At 70.9% G+C, this 20,175-nt stretch carries 16 protein-coding genes; 11 read left to right on the forward strand and 5 right to left on the reverse strand.

From position 1 onward, the window contains the following. Window positions 1-683 precede the first annotated feature (683 nt). The 9 genes from ACIBSV_RS41310 to cimA all read left to right on the forward strand — a co-directional run bounded on the left by ACIBSV_RS41310 (window position 684) and on the right by cimA (window position 12,180). Window positions 684-1,199: a SigE family RNA polymerase sigma factor gene (locus ACIBSV_RS41310; RefSeq protein ID WP_395872565.1), complete on the forward strand. Its 516-nt coding sequence runs from the start codon at window positions 684-686 to the stop codon at window positions 1,197-1,199. Window positions 1,200-1,373: 174 nt separating this feature from the next. Further along, window positions 1,374-3,026 carry a PP2C family protein-serine/threonine phosphatase gene (locus ACIBSV_RS41315; RefSeq protein ID WP_395872567.1) on the forward strand — a complete coding sequence of 551 codons (1,653 nt, stop codon included), beginning with the start codon at window positions 1,374-1,376 and terminating at the stop codon, window positions 3,024-3,026. 55 nt (window positions 3,027-3,081) lie between these two features. Further along, on the forward strand, window positions 3,082-3,912 hold the full coding sequence (locus ACIBSV_RS41320; protein WP_161354475.1) for a hypothetical protein: 831 nt from the start codon (window positions 3,082-3,084) through the stop codon (window positions 3,910-3,912). 31 nt (window positions 3,913-3,943) lie between these two features. Further along, window positions 3,944-4,765, forward strand: coding sequence for a hypothetical protein (locus ACIBSV_RS41325; protein ID WP_395872569.1), 822 nt, complete (start codon window positions 3,944-3,946; stop codon window positions 4,763-4,765). A gap of 86 nt (window positions 4,766-4,851) precedes the next feature. Further along, window positions 4,852-5,244: a hypothetical protein gene (locus ACIBSV_RS41330; RefSeq protein WP_395872571.1), complete on the forward strand. Its 393-nt coding sequence runs from the start codon at window positions 4,852-4,854 to the stop codon at window positions 5,242-5,244. Window positions 5,245-5,443: 199 nt separating this feature from the next. Then, window positions 5,444-7,033: a phosphoglycerate dehydrogenase gene (gene serA / locus ACIBSV_RS41335; RefSeq protein ID WP_395872573.1), complete on the forward strand. Its 1,590-nt coding sequence runs from the start codon at window positions 5,444-5,446 to the stop codon at window positions 7,031-7,033. Between the two features lie 493 nt (window positions 7,034-7,526). Then, window positions 7,527-8,570 carry a 3-isopropylmalate dehydrogenase gene (locus ACIBSV_RS41340; protein WP_395872575.1) on the forward strand — a complete coding sequence of 348 codons (1,044 nt, stop codon included), beginning with the start codon at window positions 7,527-7,529 and terminating at the stop codon, window positions 8,568-8,570. Between the two features lie 245 nt (window positions 8,571-8,815). Further along, a complete protein-coding gene (locus ACIBSV_RS41345; RefSeq protein ID WP_395872577.1) occupies window positions 8,816-9,943 on the forward strand; it encodes a branched-chain amino acid aminotransferase in 1,128 nt (375 codons plus the stop codon). Between the two features lie 608 nt (window positions 9,944-10,551). Next, window positions 10,552-12,180: a citramalate synthase gene (cimA, locus tag ACIBSV_RS41350; protein WP_395872579.1), complete on the forward strand. Its 1,629-nt coding sequence runs from the start codon at window positions 10,552-10,554 to the stop codon at window positions 12,178-12,180. Between the two features lie 19 nt (window positions 12,181-12,199). Here the strand turns inward: cimA and ACIBSV_RS41355 are convergent, their stop codons facing one another. From ACIBSV_RS41355 to ACIBSV_RS41375, 5 genes are all read right to left on the reverse strand, one after another. Beyond that, complete coding sequence (locus ACIBSV_RS41355) at window positions 12,200-12,670, reverse strand: hypothetical protein (RefSeq protein WP_395872581.1); 471 nt, start codon at window positions 12,668-12,670, stop codon at window positions 12,200-12,202. A gap of 322 nt (window positions 12,671-12,992) precedes the next feature. Then, complete coding sequence (locus tag ACIBSV_RS41360) at window positions 12,993-13,583, reverse strand: ATP/GTP-binding protein (RefSeq protein ID WP_078975288.1); 591 nt, start codon at window positions 13,581-13,583, stop codon at window positions 12,993-12,995. After that, on the reverse strand, window positions 13,564-14,043 hold the full coding sequence (locus ACIBSV_RS41365) for a DUF742 domain-containing protein (protein WP_395872583.1): 480 nt from the start codon (window positions 14,041-14,043) through the stop codon (window positions 13,564-13,566). Before ACIBSV_RS41365 ends, ACIBSV_RS41360 begins: the two co-directional genes overlap by 20 nt. Next, on the reverse strand, window positions 13,935-14,363 hold the full coding sequence (locus ACIBSV_RS41370) for a roadblock/LC7 domain-containing protein (RefSeq protein ID WP_020553297.1): 429 nt from the start codon (window positions 14,361-14,363) through the stop codon (window positions 13,935-13,937). The genes ACIBSV_RS41365 and ACIBSV_RS41370 overlap by 109 nt, the downstream gene beginning before the upstream one ends. Next, window positions 14,360-18,448, reverse strand: a complete 4,089-nt coding sequence (locus ACIBSV_RS41375; protein WP_395872585.1) for a nitrate- and nitrite sensing domain-containing protein — start codon at window positions 18,446-18,448, stop codon at window positions 14,360-14,362. Before ACIBSV_RS41375 ends, ACIBSV_RS41370 begins: the two co-directional genes overlap by 4 nt. A gap of 520 nt (window positions 18,449-18,968) precedes the next feature. Here ACIBSV_RS41375 and ACIBSV_RS41380 point away from each other — a divergent pair. Together ACIBSV_RS41380 and ACIBSV_RS41385 are read left to right on the forward strand one after the other, a co-directional pair. Beyond that, window positions 18,969-19,139 (forward strand): hypothetical protein, encoded by a 171-nt coding sequence (locus tag ACIBSV_RS41380; protein ID WP_395872587.1) that lies wholly within the window; start codon window positions 18,969-18,971, stop codon window positions 19,137-19,139. Between the two features lie 87 nt (window positions 19,140-19,226). Next, the gene (locus tag ACIBSV_RS41385) at window positions 19,227-20,027 is read left to right on the forward strand and encodes a fumarylacetoacetate hydrolase family protein (RefSeq protein WP_395872589.1); all 801 of its coding nucleotides are present in this window, start codon (window positions 19,227-19,229) and stop codon (window positions 20,025-20,027) included. Window positions 20,028-20,175: the final 148 nt, after the last annotated feature.

The raw sequence follows: 20,175 nt of genomic DNA on the forward strand, positions 1-20,175 counted from the left end.
AAACCCTTTTCAATAGGGTTTGTTTTTTTAGTTGGGTTGGCTTTTCTTTGTGGGCAATTATTAAAAATGGGGGGGCGCCCCGGGGGGGGGGGGGGGGGGGGGGGTTCCGGGGGGGGGGGGGGGGGGGGGGGCGCTGACGCGCCCGGGGTTTGGGGCTTCGCTCCGGGCCACGTAGTCCGACCTGCGGCTCGGCCGCTGTCCGCGCTTCGCGCGTTGATTACTGGGGTCGGGGGCGCTGATGCGCCGGGGGTTGGGCGCAACCGGTGGGGGGTGGGGTGCGTGTGGACCGTACCGGGGGTGTCGCGTGGGGCGGTGCGGGGAGGGACGGGGGACGTGGCATGGGGGAGGGGGAGGCGCTTTCCGATGCGTTCGGCGCGTTCGAACGGGACGTGCGGCGTGTGCTTGGTGAGCGGCCGGACGGAGGGCGGCCGGCCTTGGGGGTGTTGATCGCGCGGCGTCGGCGTCGGCGGCTCGCCTGCGTCGGGGTCGGGATCGTGGTGGTGGTTTCGGGGCTCCGGTTGGTCGTTGCACGGAACCGATCACCCGGTCGTGTGCGTGGGTGGGGGAGAGACGCTCGAGGCGGGTGTTCCGCGACCTGAACCGACATCGGGTGCGCGCCCCGGGCCGGATAAAGTACCGGGTCACGGCAGGACAGACACGCCGCGACGGGACGCGGGGGAACGATGGGACGGGACACGGGCGGTCGCGCCGACTTCGACGTGTTCTACGCGGAGAGCCACGGCGCCCTCGTCGCACACCTGTACGCGCTGACCGGAGATTTCGGCGAGGCCCAGGAGGCCGCGCAGGAGACCTACATCCGAGCCTGGAAGGACTGGGAGCGGATCAGCGACTACGAGAACCCCGTCGCGTGGATCCGCCTGGTCGGTCAACGTATCGCGGTCAGCAGGTGGCGGCGCACCCGTACCGCGCTCAAGAGCTGGATCCGGCACGGCCCGGACGGGGATCTGCCCGCGCCTGGCCCCGAATCCGTGGCCCTGGTCGCCGCGTTGCGCCAGATTCCCGAGGCCCAGCGCCGTGCGGTGGTGATGCATCACATGGGCGGGCTGTCGGTGGCCGAGATCGCCGCGCACGAGGGCGCGCCCGAGGGCACCATCAAGGCCCGCCTGTCCCGGGGCCGCGCCGCGCTCGCCGGCCTGCTCGCGGACGGTTCGGAGGCGGTCCGGACCGGACGCTCCTAGGCCACGACGCGGTCCATCCGGGTTCATCCGCGCGGCTGTGCCCGGAAAACCCGAAGGAATTGGCCTTCCGGATCACATGCCAGGGCCGTATCCGAGGCAGCATGCTTGAACGAGGCAGTGCTATCGCCGCACCGGACTTGCCGTTCCGGGCCGACATCGTGGAGCGTGAGACACATGAGGGGCAGAGGGGACTCGGGTCGGGAGACGACCGTGCCGGCTCGCGGTGGCTTCCCGGAACGGACGCTGCGGCAGGACGAATTGCGCGCCCAGCGGGCACCGGCGGCGGACGACGACATCTTCGGCGACCTGTACCTCGACTTCGAGGACGCGCCCGCCCGCGAGCCGGCCGAGCGGAACGGGCCGGCGCAGCCGCGGCCGACGCACGATCCGGAGCCCGCGCCGAACGGCTCGGCCGACGAGTTCGCGGCCGAATCCGAGCCGGACGACGGCCGGCCGCGAGCGGACGCCGCCACGTCGTACGAGGGGTACGACGCCGACCCGGCGGACGATCCGGCGCCCGCGCCGGCGGCGGATTCCGGCCTGCCGCAGGCCGATGCCGAGGCGGCACCGGCCGAGGCGCCCGAGGCCGCGTCGCGTTCGTTGTGGGACCAGGCCCCCCGGCCCGCCGAGACGTTCGCGACCGGGCCGGACGCGGCGGAGCGCGGGCCCGACGCGATCCCGCACACCGTGACCCCGCGCGCGGTCCGCCCGGAGGGCGGCATCCCGGCCGCGCCGCCACCGGTGCCCGCGCCGCCGACGATCTCCGGCGGCTCCGCCGACACCACCTTCGCCGCCGGGCACGCGGTGCCGCCGCCGCCCTCGGTGCCGCCGATGCCCACTTCGCCGCCGCCGGTGCCCGAACCGCAGACCCGGCTGCTGCCGGCCGACCCGCCGGTGCCCGAACCGGTCGAGGAGGCGGACGAGTTGGACGTACCCACCACCTCGCGCAGCGACAGCCTGCGTCGGGCCGACGCGGCCGAGGGCGACGTCCCGGAGGACACCGGGCCGCCGCTGGGCGTCCAGGCGTCCGCGTGGTCCACGTCCTCGCACCCCGGTCGGCGACGCGCCGCGCGGCGCGAACGGCGCGGATTGGGCCCGGAGCTGACCGCTCGCGACAACGACGACCGGTATGCCGCGACGGGCGACGTGTTCATCGTCGCCGACGGCCTCGGCGGCCACCCCGCCGGTTGGTACGCGGCCGACGTCGCGGTGCGCACGCTGGTGGCCGAACTCGCCGCCGCCGACCTGGCCGCGGGCTGGAGCGACCGGCTCAGCGCCGCGATCGCGGTCGCCGACCTGGCGGTGCGCCGGCACGGTGTCGCGCAGTACGAGGGCATGCGCACGACCGTGGTGGCGGCCGTCCTGCAACACGGCAGGCTGCACCTGGCCGGCTGCGGCGACAGCGTGTGCTGGCTGGTGCGCGGCGGCCGGGCGTTCCGGCTGACCGAACAGGGCAACGCGGCCGAATTCGGCCGTCCCTGGCTGCTGACCTCCACCCCGTTGGGCGGCTCCCAGGCCCCCGATCCCGAACTGCAACGCATCGAACTGCACCCGGGCGACCGTGTGGTCCTCGCCACGGACGGCGTCGGCCACCTGCCCGACGAGACGGTGGCCGACCTCGTGCACGGCGACCCCTTCCACGCGGCAACGACCTTGACCAGGACGGCCGTCGAGAGTGGTGACGACGACGCGACGGCGGTCGTGGTCGAATGCGACGCACTGCCGGTTCCGGCGGGTCATCGCTCCGGCGCCGACCCCAGGGAACAACCGGAGGATGCGTCGAGTGCCCCCGGGGCCCTACGGTCGGACGGCGGGACTGCCTGGTGACGGTTCACCGGGCGAAGATGGGCGATGCCCCAGGGCGGGGCACGAGACCGGACGGATGGCGATGCTCGAACTGATCCTCACCGTGGCGACGTCGGACGACGCCGACCAGCAGGAGTCGGACCTGGCCCGGCCGCGCACGGTGAAGGTGCAAAGCGAGCCCGGCAAGAAGATCGCGATCGGCCGGGACCCGTCGCGGTGTGGCCTGGTCACGCCCAAGGACTGGCGCTTCGTGTCGCGTGTGCACCTGGAGTTCGTCTACTCCCTGGAGCGCGGCTGGAGCGTGGAGTGGCTCCAGGGCTCGCACCCGCGCCCGGTCGCGCTGGTGCAGATCGATCGTGAGGGCGTGTCGGAACCGGTGCCCTACGGCGCGACGCTGCCGTTGGGTTCGCTGCGCCCGGGCCGGGTGGTGGTCACCGACCTGGCCCGAAGGCGACGGGTCCTGGTGGAGTGGCGGGTCTCCCTGCCGCAACGCCCGGGCGAGGAGCCCACCGAACCGGACGTGGGCGTCCCCGAGACCCAGGACGTCGCGCCGTTCGTGTTGCAGAACCGCCTCTCCGAGACGGAGATGGAGGTGCTGGCCGCGCTGTCCTGTGACTGGGTGCACGGTCGTCCGGTCAAGCGGGCCAAGTCGACCAAGGAACTGTGCGAGCTGCTGCACCTGTCCGCGGCCACGGTCGAGCGGTACAAGACCAAGCTGCGCCGCGAGTTCTACAGTTCGGGCCTGTGCCCGGAGCTGAACTCCCTGCTCGGTCCGAACTACCTCGACACCGTGCGGCACGTGCACGGGGGCTGGGACCTGATAGCGCAGACCGCGGTCACCCACGGCATAACGGGACGCGGTCCGTGCCCGTGTGGTGCGGACGCGCCGCACGCGGGTACCAGGTGAGCGGTAGGACCGGGGAGGGGGCGAGGGGATCATGCTCGAACTGAACATGTCGTTCGTCGCGATCGAGGACGGCCGCGAGGCGGAGCGTGATCCGCTGCCGAGCCCCAAGAGCGTGCGAAAGCCCGGGGTGGCGGGCACGCGGGTGTTCGTGGGGCGCGACCCCAGCGTGTGCCGGCCGCTGCTGACGCCGCACGACTGGCTGTTCGTCTCGCGCAAGCACCTGGTCTTCGAGTACAGCGAGGACCGGGGCTGGACCGTGGAGTGGCCGCGCGGACAGCGGGACACGCCGGTGGCGATCGTTCGGATCAAGCGCGGCGAGACCTCGCAGGACATGCCGTACGGCGCGATCCTGCCGCTGCCCGCGCGCACCAGCGGCAACATCCTGGTCAGCGACCTGGCCCGGCGGCGCAGCGTGGTGCTCGCGTGGCGGGCGATGCAGCCGGTCCGGCCCAGTACGTCCGCGTCGCTGGTCGGGACCGCTCCGGACACGGTGGACATCGGTCCGGAGGAACTGCGCACCAAGCTGAGCGGGGTGCGGCTGGAGGTGCTCGCGGCGATGTCCTGCGACTGGATCCACGGCCGCGCCACCAAGCGGCCCAAGACCACCGACGAGCTGTGCGAGATGCTCTACATGGCCAAGGCCACGGTCGAGCGCTGCAAGACGGAACTGCGCCGGGACTTCTACAGCTCGGAACTTTGCCCGGAATTGAACCACTTGCTGGGGCCCGACTATCTGGACACCACCCCGCATGTGCACGGAGGTTGGGACCTGATCGCCCAGACGGCGGTCACCTGCGGCATTGTGGGACGCGAACCGTGCCCGTGCGCACGTCGCGGTGGATCGATCGACTGAACCACGGGGGGTCGGCCGCACGGCGGGCCGGCACGCGGGATCGACTGTGGATGGACTGACGGCCAGGAGCGTGGGGGAGGAAACCGGTGCTCGATCTCAACATGGCGTCGACTTCGGGGGCGGACGACGCGGCGACGGTCGCCATGCTGATGGCAAGCGCGCCGAGTCGGCCGGGGGCGACGTTGGCGGTCGGTCGCGACGCGACCCGCTGCCATCTCGTGACGCCGGCCGACTGGCTGTTCGTCTCCCGGGTGCACCTGGAATTCCAGTGCGACGACGACACGACGTGGTGGGTCACCTGGCGGCGCGGCTCGCAGAACGCGCCGGTGGCCGAGGTCCAGGTGGACGACGGCGAGACACGCACGCTGCCCTACGGCGGCACCGCGCCGCTGCCCAACCGCGGCTCCGGCGAGGTGGTCATCCTGGACCTGAACGGGCAGCGCCGGGTCACCATCGGGTGGTTCCTGGCCGGCGACTGAGCGTCGAATCGATCCCGAGCCGATCCATCCGCTGATCTGACGACAGGTCAGGAGTGTTGCCCCCACCCGTCCGGAGTCCACACATCGGACATCTGTGAAGTCCTTCACAAGGGCGGCGGTAGGATCGGCCACGCGTCAGGCCACCCCGTCGTGCGTCTTCCACGCGGCCACCCGTCATCGCAGCACGCGAAGGAAAACCGTGAGCAAGCCCGTCGTTCTCATCGCCGAAGAGCTGTCCCCGGCCACCGTCGATGCCCTCGGACCCGATTTCGAGATCCGCCACTGCGATGGTGCGAACCGCGGTGAGCTGCTGTCCGCGATCGCCGACGTCGACGCCATCCTGATCCGCAGCGCCACCAAGGTGGACGCCGAGGCGATCGCCGCCGCGAACCGCCTCAAGGTGGTCGCGCGCGCCGGTGTGGGGCTCGACAACGTGGACGTCCCGGCCGCCACCAAGGCCGGCGTCATGGTCGTCAACGCGCCGACCTCGAACATCGTCACCGCCGCCGAGCTCGCCTGCGGTCTGCTCATCTCGGTCGCGCGCAACATCCCGCAGGGCAGCGCCGCGCTCAAGAACGGCGAGTGGAAGCGCAGCAAGTACACCGGTGTCGAGCTCTCCGAGAAGACCCTCGGTGTGGTCGGCCTGGGCCGGATCGGCGTCCTGGTCGCCCAGCGCATGTCCGCGTTCGGGATGAACATCGTGGCCTACGACCCCTACGTGCAGCCGGCCCGCGCCGCGCAGATGGGTGTGCGACTGCTCAGCCTGGACGAGGTGCTGGAGCAGTCCGACTTCATCACCGTGCACCTGCCCAAGACGCCGGAGACGCTCGGCCTGATCGGCGACGAGGCGCTGCGCAAGGTCAAGCCGACGGTGCGCATCGTCAACGCCGCGCGCGGCGGGATCGTCGACGAGGTCGCGCTGGCGTCCGCGCTCAAGGAGGGCCGGGTGGCCGGGGCCGGCCTGGACGTGTTCTCGAAGGAGCCGTGCACGGACAGCCCGCTGTTCGAGTTCGACAGCGTGGTGGCCACGCCGCACCTGGGCGCGAGCACCGACGAGGCGCAGGAGAAGGCCGGCGTCGCGGTGGCCAGGTCGGTACGGCTCGCGCTGGCCGGCGAACTGGTGCCGGACGCGGTCAACGTGCAGGGCGGCGTGATCGCCGAGGACGTGCGCCCGGGCCTGCCGCTGGCCGAGAAGCTCGGTCGCATCTTCACCGCCCTCGCGGGCGGCGTCGCGGTCCGACTCGATGTCGAGGTGCGCGGCGAGATCACCCAGCACGACGTCAAGGTGCTGGAGCTCGCGGCGCTCAAGGGTGTCTTCGCGGACGTCGTGGAGGAGTCGGTCTCCTACGTCAACGCCCCGCTGCTGGCCCAGGAGCGCGGTGTGGAGATCCGGCTGACCACGAGCTCGGAGAGCCCGGACCACCGCAACCTGGTCACCGTGCGCGGCACGCTCGCCGACGGCGGCGAGATCTCGGTCTCCGGCACGCTCGCGGGCCCCAAGAACATCGAGAAGATCGTCGAGGTGGACGGGTACGACGTGGACCTGGTGCTCACCGCGCACATGGTCTTCCTGCGCTACGCGGACAAGCCCGGCGTGGTCGGCGTGATCGGCCGGCACCTCGGCGAGGCGGGCGTCAACATCGCCGGCATGCAGGTGGCCCGCGCCGCCAAGGGCGGCGAGGCGCTGGTGGCACTCACCGTCGACACCACCGTCGAGCCGCAGATCCTCACCGACATCGCGGAGGAGATCGGCGCGGTCTTCATGCGTTCGGTGAACCTGGACGACTGACGCCGGCCGCGGCCGGCGACGGGCGCGAGACACGCCGTACGAGGCCCGGGGACCCATGTGGTTCCCGGGCCTTCGGCATGTCCGGGAGCGGGTGGTCGCGGCCCCTCGCCACGCCGCGTGGCGGACGGTCGATCTCAGATAGTAGGAACTCCGAGTAAATTGCAGACATCGACGCGACCCGTCGCCTACCGTGAAAGCAGACGGCCCTTCCGTACCCGGAAATCCCCGTACGGCAGGAAATTTCAGCACGCCCACAAGGCCCCTGCACGTGTCCGTCACACACCGTGTAGACACCCGAGCCTTGTGAAGGAAGTGCAGTCATGGACGAAACCACGCGCCGCAACGCAGCCCGTGCCCTCCAGCGCGCCCTCGACCGTCGCGACAACGGCGGCAGGCCCGCCGACGAGGACCGCTGACCCTCGATCCACCCGTTGCGTCCCATCATCCGGACTGCACATGATCAGTCCCTGGGACGGAAGGTAAGGTCCACCGCATGTCTCGCAGCATTCGTCTCGCAGTGGTTCCCGGTGACGGCATCGGCCAGGAAGTGGTCGCGGAGGGTCTGAAGGTCCTCGGCGCCGTACTTCCCGCCGATATCAAGATCGAGACCACCGAGTACGACCTCGGTGCCCGCCTGTACCACCGCACCGGAGAGACGCTGCCCGACAGCGTGCTCGACGAGTTGCGCGGCCAGGACGCGATCCTGCTCGGCGCCATCGGCGACCCGAGCGTGCCCTCGGGGGTCCTGGAGCGCGGCCTGCTGCTCAAGCTCCGCTTCGCCTTCGACCACCACGTCAACCTGCGCCCGGCCCGGCTCGCGCCGGGCGTGGTCTCGCCGCTGGGCGCGGACGCGGCGATCGACTTCGTGGTGGTCCGCGAGGGCACCGAAGGCCCGTACACCGGCAACGGCGGCACGCTGCGCACCGGCACCGAGCACGAGGTCGCCACCGAGGTCAGCGTCAACACCGCGTTCGGCATCGAGCGGGTGGTGCGCGACGCGTTCGCCCGGGCCCAGGCCCGCCCGCGCAAGAAGCTGACCCTGGTGCACAAGAACAACGTGCTCGTGTTCGCCGGCCGGCTGTGGACCCGGATCTTCGAGGCGGTCGCCGCCGAGTTCCCCGACGTCACCACCGACTACCTGCACGTGGACGCGGCGACCATCTTCATGGTCACCCAGCCCGAGCGGTTCGACGTGATCGTCACCGACAACCTGTTCGGCGACATCATCACCGACCTCGCCGCCGCCATCGCCGGCGGCATCGGCCTCGCGGCCAGCGGCAACATCAACCCCTCCCGCGAGTTCCCGTCCATGTTCGAGCCGGTGCACGGCTCCGCGCCGGACATCGCTGGCCAGGGCAAGGCCGACCCCACCGCCACCGTGCTCTCGGTCGCGATGCTCCTGGAGCACCTGGGCCTGACCGACCAGGCCCGCCGGGTCGAGGAGGCGGTCCACGCCGACCTCGCCGAGCGCGCCGGCCTGGGCACCCGCAGCACGTCGCAGATCGGCGACGCGCTCGCCGCCCGAGTAGCCGGCTGATTCGCCGGCACCATCACGTTCGTCGACCGGGACCGTCGACGCGTGCCCCCTGCCGGACCGGCGAATCGGTCGTTCGGCGGGTCAGGGGCCGCGCCTGTCGGGATCCCGGTCGACTGCGTTAACGTCTCACCGGGTGGAACGTGGGTGCGGTTCCCGGGAACACTTCCAGTACGTCCGGTACGGGAAGCCGGGTCCCAGCAGCACCCGGCCCCGCCATACTCCACGGTGAAGGACGAGAACCAGCCATGACGACTGCCGCCCCGCAGGAGCCCGCCCTCCAGGCTTCCCTGACGATCGACCTCAAGCCCACCGCACACCCGCTGAGCGACGCCGAGCGCGCCACGCGCCTGGAGAACCCGGGCTTCGGCCGCGTGTTCACCGAGCACATGGTCGGCATCAAGTGGAGTGCGGGACGCGGCTGGTACGACGCGCAGCTCACGCCCTACGCGTCACTCGACATCGACCCCGCGAACATGACGCTGCACTACGCGCAGTCGATCTTCGAGGGCCTCAAGGCCTACCGCCGCCCCGACGGCAGCGTGGCCACCTTCCGGCCGCACGCGAACGCCGCCCGCTTCCGCAACTCCGCCCGCCGGCTCGCCATGCCCGAGCTGCCGGAGGAACTGTTCGTGGCTGCGGTGGACGCGCTGATCCGCCAGGACATCGCGTGGGTGCCCAGCGCGCCCGAGGAGAGCCTGTACATCCGGCCCTTCATGTTCGCCACCGAGGTCGGCCTCGGCGTGCGCCCCGCGAACGAGTTCCTCTTCCTGGTCATCGCGTCGCCGGCCGGCCCCTACTTCGCGGGCGGCGTGCGGCCGGTCTCGGTGTGGCTTTCGCAGGAGTACGTGCGCGCCGTGCCCGGCGGCACCGGCGAGGCCAAGTGCGCCGGCAACTACGCCGCGTCGCTGGTGGCCCAGGCCCAGGCCATCGAGCAGGGCTGCGACCAGGTGGTCTGGCTGGACGCGGTGGAGCGTCGCTGGATCGAGGAGATGGGCGGCATGAACCTGTACTTCGTGTACGGGGAGGGCAAGGACGCGCGGATCGTGACGCCGCGACTGACCGGCTCGCTGCTGCCCGGCATCACCCGGGACTCGCTGCTGCAACTCGCCGCCGACCGCGGCTACGCCACCGAGGAAGCGCTGATCTCGGTCGACGACTGGCGCGAGGGCAACGCGAACGGCACGCTCACCGAGGTCTTCGCGTGCGGCACCGCCGCGGTGATCACCCCGGTCGGCTCGGTCAAGTCCAGCACCGGGAACTGGACCGTCGGCACCGGCGAGGCGGGCCCGATCACGATGGAACTGCGCAAGGCGCTGGTCGACATCCAGACCGGCCGCGCGGAGGACGCCCACGGCTGGACGCACGCGGTGTAAGCCGCGCTGTACGCCGCGCTTCGCGCGGTGGCGGCTGCGCCGCCGGCGGCCTCCGGCCGCTCTCCTCGCAGGCTCGTCGATCACCGGTCGACGATCGAGTCGTGGGCACGGATGAAACGCGCTACGCGCGAACGGGCGGCCCCGCCGCTCTCCTCGCAGGCTCGTCGATCACCGGTCGACGATCAAGTCGTGGGCGCTGACGCGCCGGGAGAGCGGCCGGGGTCCGCAGCGGCCCTCATCCTGCCTGTCGTCGCGGAGCCCGCCGCCGCGCGGCATTCCGCCCGAAACCGCAACCCGCCCGCTCGACGCAACGGGTGGAGCGGGCGGGCGAACACAAAACTCCGCGCCCCGACCATGGCCCACATAGTGAGACCCTCGCACCACGCGTAATCTCATGTGCGAGACTCGCGAGTATGCAGCAGTGGCTCATTATTAGCCGCAGCGTGCCGGCAACGGGTTGACCCCCTACAAGGGGTGCCATACCGCCCACCGCCCGCACGCAGACCTCTCGCGACCGCGAGGGGTCTTTTTGTTTGGCCGCACCACCCACGCGGCGAGCGAGCGCGCACGGGCCCGCCATTTCTTGATCGACGGGAGAACCGAGGCCGATGCACCCCACGACGACCGACCCGAGCGCCTTCCACGTCTTCGACACCACCCTCCGGGACGGTTCGCAGCGCGAGGGCATCAACCTGACGGTGTCCGACAAGCTCACCGTGGCTCGCCACCTGGACGACTTCGGCGTGGGCTTCATCGAGGGCGGGTGGCCCGGCGCGGTACCGCGCGACACCGAGTTCTTCCGCCGGGCCCGGGAGGAGCTCGATCTCGCGCACGCGGTCCTGGTCGCGTTCGGCTCGACCCGCAAGGCCGGTACCACCGCCGCCGCCGACCCGCAGGTCCAGGCCCTGCTCGACGCGCAGGCGCCGGTGGTGTGCCTGGTGGCCAAGTCGCACGACAAGCACGTCTCGCTCGCGCTGCGCACCACGCTGGACGAGAACCTGGAGATGGTCCGGGACACCGTCGCCCACCTGCGCGCCCAGGGCCGCCGGGTGTTCGTCGACTGCGAGCACTTCTTCGACGGCTACCGGGCCAATCCCGAGTACGCGCTGAGCGTGGTCGCCGCCGCGCACGACGCGGGCGCCGAGGTGGTCGTGCTGTGCGACACCAACGGCGGGATGTTGCCCAGCGGGGTCCGCGAGATCGTCGGTGCCGTGCACGCGGGCACCGGGGCACGCCTGGGCATCCACGCGCAGGACGACACCGGTTGTGCCGTGGCCAACACGATCGCGGCCGTCGAGGGCGGCGCGACGCACGTCCAGTGCACCGCCAACGGCTACGGCGAACGCGTCGGCAACGCCAACCTGTTCCAGGTGGTCGGCAACCTCGAGCTCAAGCAGGACATGCGCGTGCTGCCCGAGGGCAAGCTGCGCGAGATGACCCGGATCTCGCACGCGATCGCCGAGGTGGTCAACCTGGCCCCCTCCACGCACCTGCCCTACGTGGGCGTGTCCGCGTTCGCGCACAAGGCCGGCCTGCACGCCTCGGCGATCAAGGTCGACCCCGACCTGTACCAGCACATCGACCCGGCGCTGGTCGGCAACGACATGCGGATGCTGATCTCGGACATGGCCGGACGCGCCTCGATCGAGCTCAAGGGCAAGGAACTGGGCTACGACCTCTCGAACGACAAGGATCTGGTCGGCCGGGTGGTCAACCAGGTCAAGGAGCGCGAGGCGGCCGGCTACACGTACGAGGCCGCGGACGCGTCCTTCGAACTGCTGCTGCGCGACGAGAGCCTGGGCCGTGCGCGCTTCTTCGCGCTGGAGTCGTGGCGCGCGATCAGCGAGCAGCGCGGCGACGGCGTGCCGGTGAACGAGGCCACCGTCAAGCTGCGGGCCAAGGGCGAGCGGATCGTGGCGACCGGCGAGGGCAACGGCCCGGTCAACGCGCTCGACCGCGCGCTGCGGCTGGCCCTGGAGCGGATCTACCCGCAGCTCGCGGCGTTCGAGCTGGTGGACTACAAGGTGCGTCTGTTGGAGGGCCGGCACGGCACCGACGCGATCACCCGCGTCCTGGTGGAGACCACCGACGGCAAGCAGGAGTGGAGCACCGTCGGGGTCGCGGAGAACGTGATCGCGGCGTCCTGGCAGGCCCTGGAGGACGCGTACACCTACGGTCTGCTCAAGGCGGGCCTGACCCCCGGTGCCCACGACACCGAGGGTTGCGACCGTACCTAGAACCAGAGGTGATGAACCGTCAGGGGCGGCCGGGGCGGAACGATCGCCATCCGTCGCCCCACGGTTCGTCCCAGCCCGCCGGCAGCGGCGACAGCGACCCCGGCGGTGGCGACGGCATCGCGGGCGGGACCGGCGGGACCGGTGGGGCGGGCTTCGCGGCCCGCGGTTGGAGCGGGGCCGGCGCGGGGGCGGGCGGGCGGACGGGCGACGAGGCCAGCGGACTCGCCGCGGTCATCGGATTGGGCGGCAGCAGCGGTTCGCTCTCTTCGAGACGTGCCAACTCGCGTCCGACGGCGAATCGTTCCAGCCGCCCTCGGACCTCTTCCGGTTCCCGCGACACGGACAGCTCGCGATCGAGGCCGAACTCCTCGGCCGCCGCACCCGGCAGCAGGTTCGCCTGCGGGGGCCTTCGCGGCAGCCCCGACTCGGTCGTTCCGTCGACCATCGGAAGGCGGGCCGCTTGCGCCGCGCGCCTGCTGTTGTCGTCCACCGAACCCACCTCGGTTCGTTGTTGGGCCTGCGCCTCAAAACGTTCTGATATCAATTGGGCAACAGATGACTATGGGAGGACCTTAGCAATGTGCGGGTCGAGGCGGGGACTCGGCCGGGCATGTCGCGGAGTCCTGTCACACGTTTGTCGAATTTCTCGAACGCCCGGGCCCGAACACCCTTGGGAATCCCGCCACATGGGGTTCGCGACCACAACACCTCAGGCGAACCCCGCAATGGGATTCGCCTGAGGTGAGGTGGTGCGCAATACGAAAAAACAGGTTCGAGCAGTTACCGAAGACCGGCGTGGACGGACCCGAAGGTCAGCGCAGGCGAGCCATCAGTGCGTGCTCCACCAGCGTGATCAGGGTCGACTTGGCCGATTCGCGGCGCCGTGCGTCACAGCTCACGATCGGTGTGTCGGGCCCTATCTGCAATGCCTCGCGGACATCCTCCGCGTGGTGGGTCTGCAATCCGTCGAAGCAGTTCAACGCCACGATGAACGGCAGTCCGCTGTTCTCGAAGTAGTCGATCGCGGGGAAGCAATCGGCGAGTCGGCGGGTGTCCACGAGAACCACGGCGCCGATGGCACCGCGGACCAAGTCGTCCCACATGAACCAGAATCGGTGCTGACCCGGCGTACCGAAGAGGTACAGGATCAGATCCTCGTCCAGCGTGATACGACCGAAGTCCATCGCGACCGTCGTCGTCTGCTTGTCCGGCGTCGCCGACAGGTCGTCGACACCGGCGCTCGCGGACGTCATGACCGCTTCGGTACGCAGCGGAGCGATCTCCGAGACGGCACCGACGAGCGTGGTCTTGCCCACGCCGAATCCGCCGGCGACGACGATCTTCGCCGACGTGGTGGAGGACCTGGCGGGGACCGGGCCCGGGCTAGAGCTTGCGAAGTCCACTGAGCACCCTTTCGAGCAGCGTGACGTCCGGCTGCCCCTGGTCGTTCCCGGGCTGGTGGATGACCACCAGCCCGGCTTCGGCGAGGTCCGCGACGAGTACGCGGGCGACGCCGAGCGGGATGGTGAGCAGAGCCGAGATCTCGGCTACCGACTTGACCTCCCGACACAGCGCACAGATGCGCTGGTGCTCGGGCAACAGGCCGGGTGGGTTGGCCACCTGAGGTGTCGTGGTGACCAGGGCCTCCAGCGCGAGCTGATAGCGAGGCCGGGTGCGACCACCGGTCATGGCGTACGGGCGGACCAGGGTCTCGTGAAACTCCTGGTCCCCGTGATCGGACATATCCGGAGGTGTCATCGCGGCAGTGCACCTTGGAGTTCGGCGCGCAAGGCCGGCGTGAGCACGGCACCCGCGCGGTCGACGAGCAGGGCCATCTCGTAGCCGATCAGGCCGATGTCGCACTCCGGCGACGCCAGCACGGCCAACGACGAGCCGTCCGAAATCGACATGATAAAGAGGAAACCCCGTTCCATTTCCACGACCGTCTGGGTCACGTGCCCGCCCTCGAAGATACGGGACGCACCCTGGGTCAGGCTGGTCAAACCCGATGCGACGGCGGCGAGCTGGTCGGCCCGGTCGCGAGGGAAGCCCTCGGACAGGGCGAGCAGCAGGCCGTCCGCGGAGACCACGACCGTGTGCGACACCCCAGGGGTGTTGTCCACGAAGTTCGTGATCAGCCAGTTCAGGTTCTGCGCGGCCTGGCTCAACGACTTCTCAGTCATGCCTGCTCCTGGTTGTTCTCGTCACGAGGCCGAGGGGCGGATCCCCCGGACCCGGCGGTGCGACCCTGCTGGATGCCCCGGCGGAAGTTGGTCAGACGCCCGCGAACCTCGTCGGGCGACCGGGACAGGCCCGGAGCGCCCGGCGCGGCCTGCCGGCCCGGCTGCTCCTGACGGGTGCCGGGAGCGGCAGGACCCGCACCCGGGTGACCCGACGCCTGGGCGCCGCCGGACTGCTCGACGCCGCCCGGCACCAGGTTGGCGCGGGGCACGCGACGGGGCAGACCCGCTCCGGTGGTGCCACCCGAGGACGGCTCGCGAGCGGCCTCCGCCGCGCGCCAACCGTCGTCACCGGCGGAGTACCAGCCGGACTGCTGACCCTGGGGGCCGACGGCGGGTGCGACCGCGGGGGACTGCTCGACGATCTCGTCCGGTTCCGTCGGTGTCCCGAACATGTCGGTGACGGGCTGCGGACGCCCGGCACCGAAGGTCGGGACCTGCTCGACCGGTGCCGGTGTCTGCGGCGGGTTGGTCGCCATCGGCACCCGGCGGTCGAGACCGCCGAGCGGACCGGCCTCCGGCTCCGCCTGCTCGCGCGCCGGCGTGGCCTGCTCCCCGCCTCGCGGCGTGGAACGGACCTGTGCGGCACGCATCCGACCGCCGCGGTTGCCCTGCCGGTGGAACCAGTCGGACTCGAGCGTGTCGAAGATCGGCAGCCTACCGTCATCGCCGGTGCTCGGCGGCGCGCTCATGTCCAACTCGGAAGGAGCGGGCAGTTGTTCGGCGCTCTCCGAGCCACCGACCGGCGCGAAGGGCGAGCCCTGCGAACGACCCGGTCCGGCGGGCGCGAACGGCGAGACCGCCGGTCGCACGTCACCCTGCGGGCCGCGGGCCTGCTCGGCCCGGGTGTGCTCGTCCTGCTCCTGCCGGGCGGGCTCGGGACGAGCCTGCGGCAGACCGCGCAGTACCGGCAACGCGTCGCCGGCCGAGGTCCGGCCGTCCGCGGGGCCCTGGCCGTGCTGCGGCAGGTCCTCGCGACGGGTCAGTTCCTCGCGGCGCGGCGCGTCGTAGGCCGACGGCACGTCGGCCGGCGGTGCGACGGGCTCGACCGGCAGCGGGGCCACCGGGGCGAGTTCGTCGTACTCGGTGCCCCACGGAGCCGGCGCCCGCTCCTGCGACCGCGGCGCGAGCTCCGCACCCGGGCCGCCGAACGGCTGCGCGGGCTGCTCGTAACCGCCCCGGTCGAACTCCGCCGCGGGCTGCGACTCGTCCGCGTAGGGCGTACCGAACGCGAACTGCGAGGTGTCACCGGCGCGTCCGGAGTCGGCCGGCGACTGCGGAGCGGCCGGGAAGGACCCGGTGTCCTGCCCGTATCGCGCCTGCTGCGACTCGACCTCGCGGCCGTCCTCGCCGGTGCCGAACATCGGCGCCGAGGGCGCGGCCGGGAAGGCCCCGGTGCGCGGGTCGTCCGGTCGCGGCTGGTGCTGCGGCGGCTGCGGCAGCACCGGTGCGAACGGGTTGTCCCGACCGGGCGTGGCGGGCGGCGGCGAACTCGGCGCGCGGTGCGCGCCGGTGCTGGTGACGCCCGGCTCGCTCGCGAACGGGTTCACGGTGCCCGGGTACGGCGTGTCCGTCCCGGCCGAACCGTCCTGGAAGGACGGGGCCGCGAAGGACTGCGTGCTGCCGTACGAGGGCTCCTGCTGGACCGGCGGCTGCGCGGGCCGGTTGCTCGGGATCTGCGTCGGCTGCGGGGCCTGGTTGACCGGCTGGGCCGGTGCGTCGGCACCGCGCTGCGGCAGTTCGCGCCGCCGGTTGCGCTCCTCGGCGCGGCTGCCCACCCGGGGCCCCGGAAGGGCCTGGGCGACCGGCGCGGCCGAGGGCAGTTCCTCGGACCAACCGGACACGGCCGCGGCGGTCTTGTCGCCGCCCTTGCTCCACCCGTCGCCGCCACCGGGGCGATCGCCCTGGATGAGCTCGATCGGGAGCATGACCAGCGCGGTGGTACCGCCACCCTCGCCCGGCCGGAGCTGGACGCGGATGCCGTGCCGGGTGGCCAGTCGGCCGACCACGAACAGACCCATGCGGCGCGAGATGGACACGTCCACCACCGGCGGGCGGGCCAGTCGCTGGTTGGCGTCGGCGAGGTCGTCGCCGGTCAGGCCGATGCCGTTGTCGTGGATCTCGATGAGCGCGCGGCCGTCCGGGAGGATGTGGCCGGTCACGCGCACCTTGGTGTGCGGGCTGGAGAACGTGGTCGAGTTCTCCAGCAACTCGGCGAGCAGGTGCACGAGGTCGTTGACCGCGCGGCCGGCGATGTCGGTGGTGGGCAGTGCGCCCAACTCGACCCGCTCGTACTGCTCCACCTCGGAGGCCGCCGCGCGCAGCACGTCGACCAGCGGAACCGGTCGGGTCCAGCGACGGCCGGGCTCCTCACCCGCGAGCACCAGGAGGTTCTCACCGTTGCGGCGCATACGCGTCGCGAGGTGGTCGAGCTTGAACAGGTTGGCGAGCTGGTCCGGGTCCGCCTCGCGGTTCTCCAGGTCGGAGATGAGCGCGAGCTGACGCTGGATCAGGCTCTGGCTGCGGCGCGAGAGGTTGACGAACATCGCGTTGACGTTGCCACGCAGCAGGGCCTGTTCGGCGGCCAGTCGCACGGCCTCGGCGTGCACCGCGTCGAACGCGCGGGCCACCTGGCCGATCTCGTCCCTGGACAACACGCCGATCGGCTCGATCGCCAGATCCACGTCGCCGGGATCGGACTCGGAGAGCCGACGCACCGTCTCGGGCAGTCGCTCCTCGGCGACCTCGAGCGCGGAGCGCCGCAGCGTGTTGAGCGAACGCACCAGCGACCGCGCCACGATCACACCGAGCAGGATGGTGATCAACAGCGCGCCGACGACCAGGATCGTGTTGAGCAGGGCGTCGGTGCGGGCCTCGTCGCGCAGGTCCTTCGCGGTGGCGGTCAGCTTGAGCCCGAGTTGGGCCTCGACCTGGCCGAGCGCGCTGATCTTGTCGGTGGACAGCGTCCACCACTCCTGCGTGGTGAAGTCGTTCGCGTTCTCGAGCCGGGCCAAACCGTTGGGCTTGTTGGAGGACGACAGCGCGGCGTTGACCATGCTCTTGAAGAGCTGGAAGCGCTCCTCGACGGCGGTGATCTTGTCCCGACTGACGTTGGCCTTGTAGACGGCGTTCCAGTCGGAGGGCGCGACGCTGGTGAATCCGCGGATCGCGTTCTGCTCGGCCTCGTTCAGGCGCGCGAGCGTCTCGCTCGCCTCCAGCGGGATCTCGTTCGGCTTGAGGCCGTACGCGATCACCGCGGCACGCTGCGAGGACGCGTACGCCTTCGATTCACCGAACGATCCGAGCGCGCGGGCGCCCTGGATCAGATCGGCGTCACGGGTGACTTCGGGCGCCTCCTGGTTGATCTGCAACAACTGCAGGATCATCTTGTTGTAGGCGTCGACCGTGCTGCGGGTGCTCGTGCGGAAGGCGTCCTGACGGGTTCGGTTCAACTCCGTCAGCGAGTGGCCGATGTCCTTGAGTGTGGCGCCGAGCACCGGCATCGAATCGGTGTTCATCTTCGCGACGGTCGCGTTGTAGACGGTGACCTGGTCGTCGGTGGTCTTCTTGGCCTTGTTCACCTCGGCCGTCAGATCCGCCGACGGAGCCACGCTCGCCTGCGCGAGCAGGTCGCGTTCCTGCTCCAGCCACGCGGCCAGCGTCGACGCCTGGTCGATGATGGCCGCGGCCTTCTGCACCGTGTCCATCTCGCGCGTCTTGTCGATCGACGACTGGATACGCAGGCCGCCGAGCAACGCGGCGACCACGACCGGGAGCAGGAGCAGCGCGGTGATCCGGGTACGGATGCGCCAGTTCCTGATCGAGAACAGCAACTTGAGCCGGGACGGTGCCGTCCCGGCGGGCCGGGCTGCCCCGGCGCCGGCTATGGAGTCCCCGACGGAGTCGGCGGGCTCGTTGGCATCCTGGGGTCCGCTGGCTTGCTGCGGGGCTCGCACCTCCGGCGTGGAGGGACCGGCCGTGGCCGGGGCCCCTGCGGAGTCGTGCTGCTTCTTCCGACGTCCCTGCACTAGCGTCGCAACCTCTTGTGACCAGTCGTTAGACCCGCCGGTAAGGCGAGGCTCGTGTGCGTTAATCCCTGGATTCGCGTCTTCCCAGGGCACCTCGGCCGCGTTCGCGCGGTGAGGTGAAGGAACTCCGCTTGATGGGAACCACCCCCGTGGTCGCAGGCATTTCAGCACAGCCACGGGGCCGCAACAAGATAGCGGGGTCCGGACAAATGTCCATTGCACCCGGTGTCGGCGGTTAAGCCGTTTCGCCAGGAAAACAACCGGTATTAAGGGGTAATCAGGGGCAAAACGCCACACGTTTGCTGATGTTCCGGGGAGGTGAAAATCACATATTGACGTCCGGGTTCGAACACCTGGTGTAAACCGTGATGCGCAGTCGGTGATCGAGGCCGTCGGGTCACCCGTGACCACCCCTGACGTAACCACGGGTAATCTCGAAGAACAAGGCTGCACCCTGCACGCATTTGCGGACACGCACGTGTAACCGCGTACGGACGAGGAAGAGCGAGAACCGGGAACCGTGGACAACATCAGCACGCACCGCCCCAGCACGGCCAACCCCCGGCGCACCCAGTTGGACGTGGTGCTGCCCCACCAGCGGGTGGCCGAGGCAGGCGTCGAGCAGTCGGTCATCGCCGAGGTGCGGACCGCGAACCCCAGGCGCACCAACCTGATGGACACCCCGGCCTGACCCCGTCGGACCGCACGCCGAGGCGGCCCGGGCCCGCGTAGCCTTGGGCACGTCTCGTTCGTGACTCTCCGGCAAGGGTGACCCATCTTGCGCATCGCCAGGTTCTCCACCGACGACTCCGTCTCCTTCGGGGTGGTGACCGGCGACGCCGACCAACCCGAGTCGCTGGTGGTGCACGCCCTCGCCGGCCACCCGTTCGGCGAACTGCGACCCACCGGTGCGCAACACGCGCTGTCCTCGGTCCGCCTGCTCGCGCCCGTACTGCCGAGCAAGGTCGTCGCGATCGGCCGGAACTACGCCGCGCACGCCGCCGAGATGGGCTCCGCCGTGCCCGAGGCGCCGATCACCTTCCTCAAGCCGTCCACGTCGGTGATCGGGCACGGCGACGGGATCGCCTACCCGCAGATCTCCGACGATGTGCACCACGAGGCCGAACTGGCCGTGGTGATCGGTCGGATGTGCCGGGACGTGCCGGCCGAGCGGGTGGCCGAGGTGATCTTCGGCTTCACCTGCGCCAACGACGTGACCGCGCGCGACCTGCAACGGGCCGAGGGCCAGTGGGGTCGGGCCAAGGGCATGGACACCTTCTGCCCGCTGGGCCCGTGGGTGGAGACCGACATCACCCTCGACCAGGTCTCCGAAGGCGAGGGCCTGACCGTGGCGTGCACCGTCAACGGCGAGGTGCGTCAGGCCGGCGGCACCGGGCAGATGATCCGTACCGTCACCGAGTTGATCGTGCACGTGACCCAGGCGATGACGCTGCTGCCCGGCGACGTGTTGCTCACCGGCACGCCGGCGGGGGTCGGTCCGCTGCACGTGGGCGACCGGGTCTCGGTCACCGTGGGTGGCGTCGGCACCCTCACGAACACGGTGATCAAACGCGGATGACTCGTCGCGCGCGGCCGATCACGGGCGGGACACCCGGACTTGTGGTGGTTCGAACGAGGGTCCGGTAACCCGTTTTGGTCACGCGCGCCTCATCGGGTAAAGTTCTTCTCGTGCCGCCCCGCAAGGGAGCGGCACGGAGCGAAGTCCT

This window comes from Embleya sp. NPDC050154, assembly GCF_044460165.1.
Lineage (GTDB): Bacteria > Actinomycetota > Actinomycetes > Streptomycetales > Streptomycetaceae > Embleya.

Coding starts and splice junctions, on each gene's coding strand:
- ACIBSV_RS41310 (WP_395872565.1), top strand. CDS start 684: ATGGGACGGGACACGGGCGGTCGCGCCGACTTCGACGTGTTCTACGCG.
- ACIBSV_RS41315 (WP_395872567.1), top strand. CDS start 1,374: ATGAGGGGCAGAGGGGACTCGGGTCGGGAGACGACCGTGCCGGCTCGC.
- ACIBSV_RS41320 (WP_161354475.1), top strand. CDS start 3,082: ATGGCGATGCTCGAACTGATCCTCACCGTGGCGACGTCGGACGACGCC.
- ACIBSV_RS41325 (WP_395872569.1), top strand. CDS start 3,944: ATGCTCGAACTGAACATGTCGTTCGTCGCGATCGAGGACGGCCGCGAG.
- ACIBSV_RS41340 (WP_395872575.1), top strand. CDS start 7,527: ATGTCTCGCAGCATTCGTCTCGCAGTGGTTCCCGGTGACGGCATCGGC.
- ACIBSV_RS41345 (WP_395872577.1), top strand. CDS start 8,816: ATGACGACTGCCGCCCCGCAGGAGCCCGCCCTCCAGGCTTCCCTGACG.
- cimA (WP_395872579.1), top strand. CDS start 10,552: ATGCACCCCACGACGACCGACCCGAGCGCCTTCCACGTCTTCGACACC.
- ACIBSV_RS41370 (WP_020553297.1), bottom strand. CDS start 14,363: ATGACTGAGAAGTCGTTGAGCCAGGCCGCGCAGAACCTGAACTGGCTG.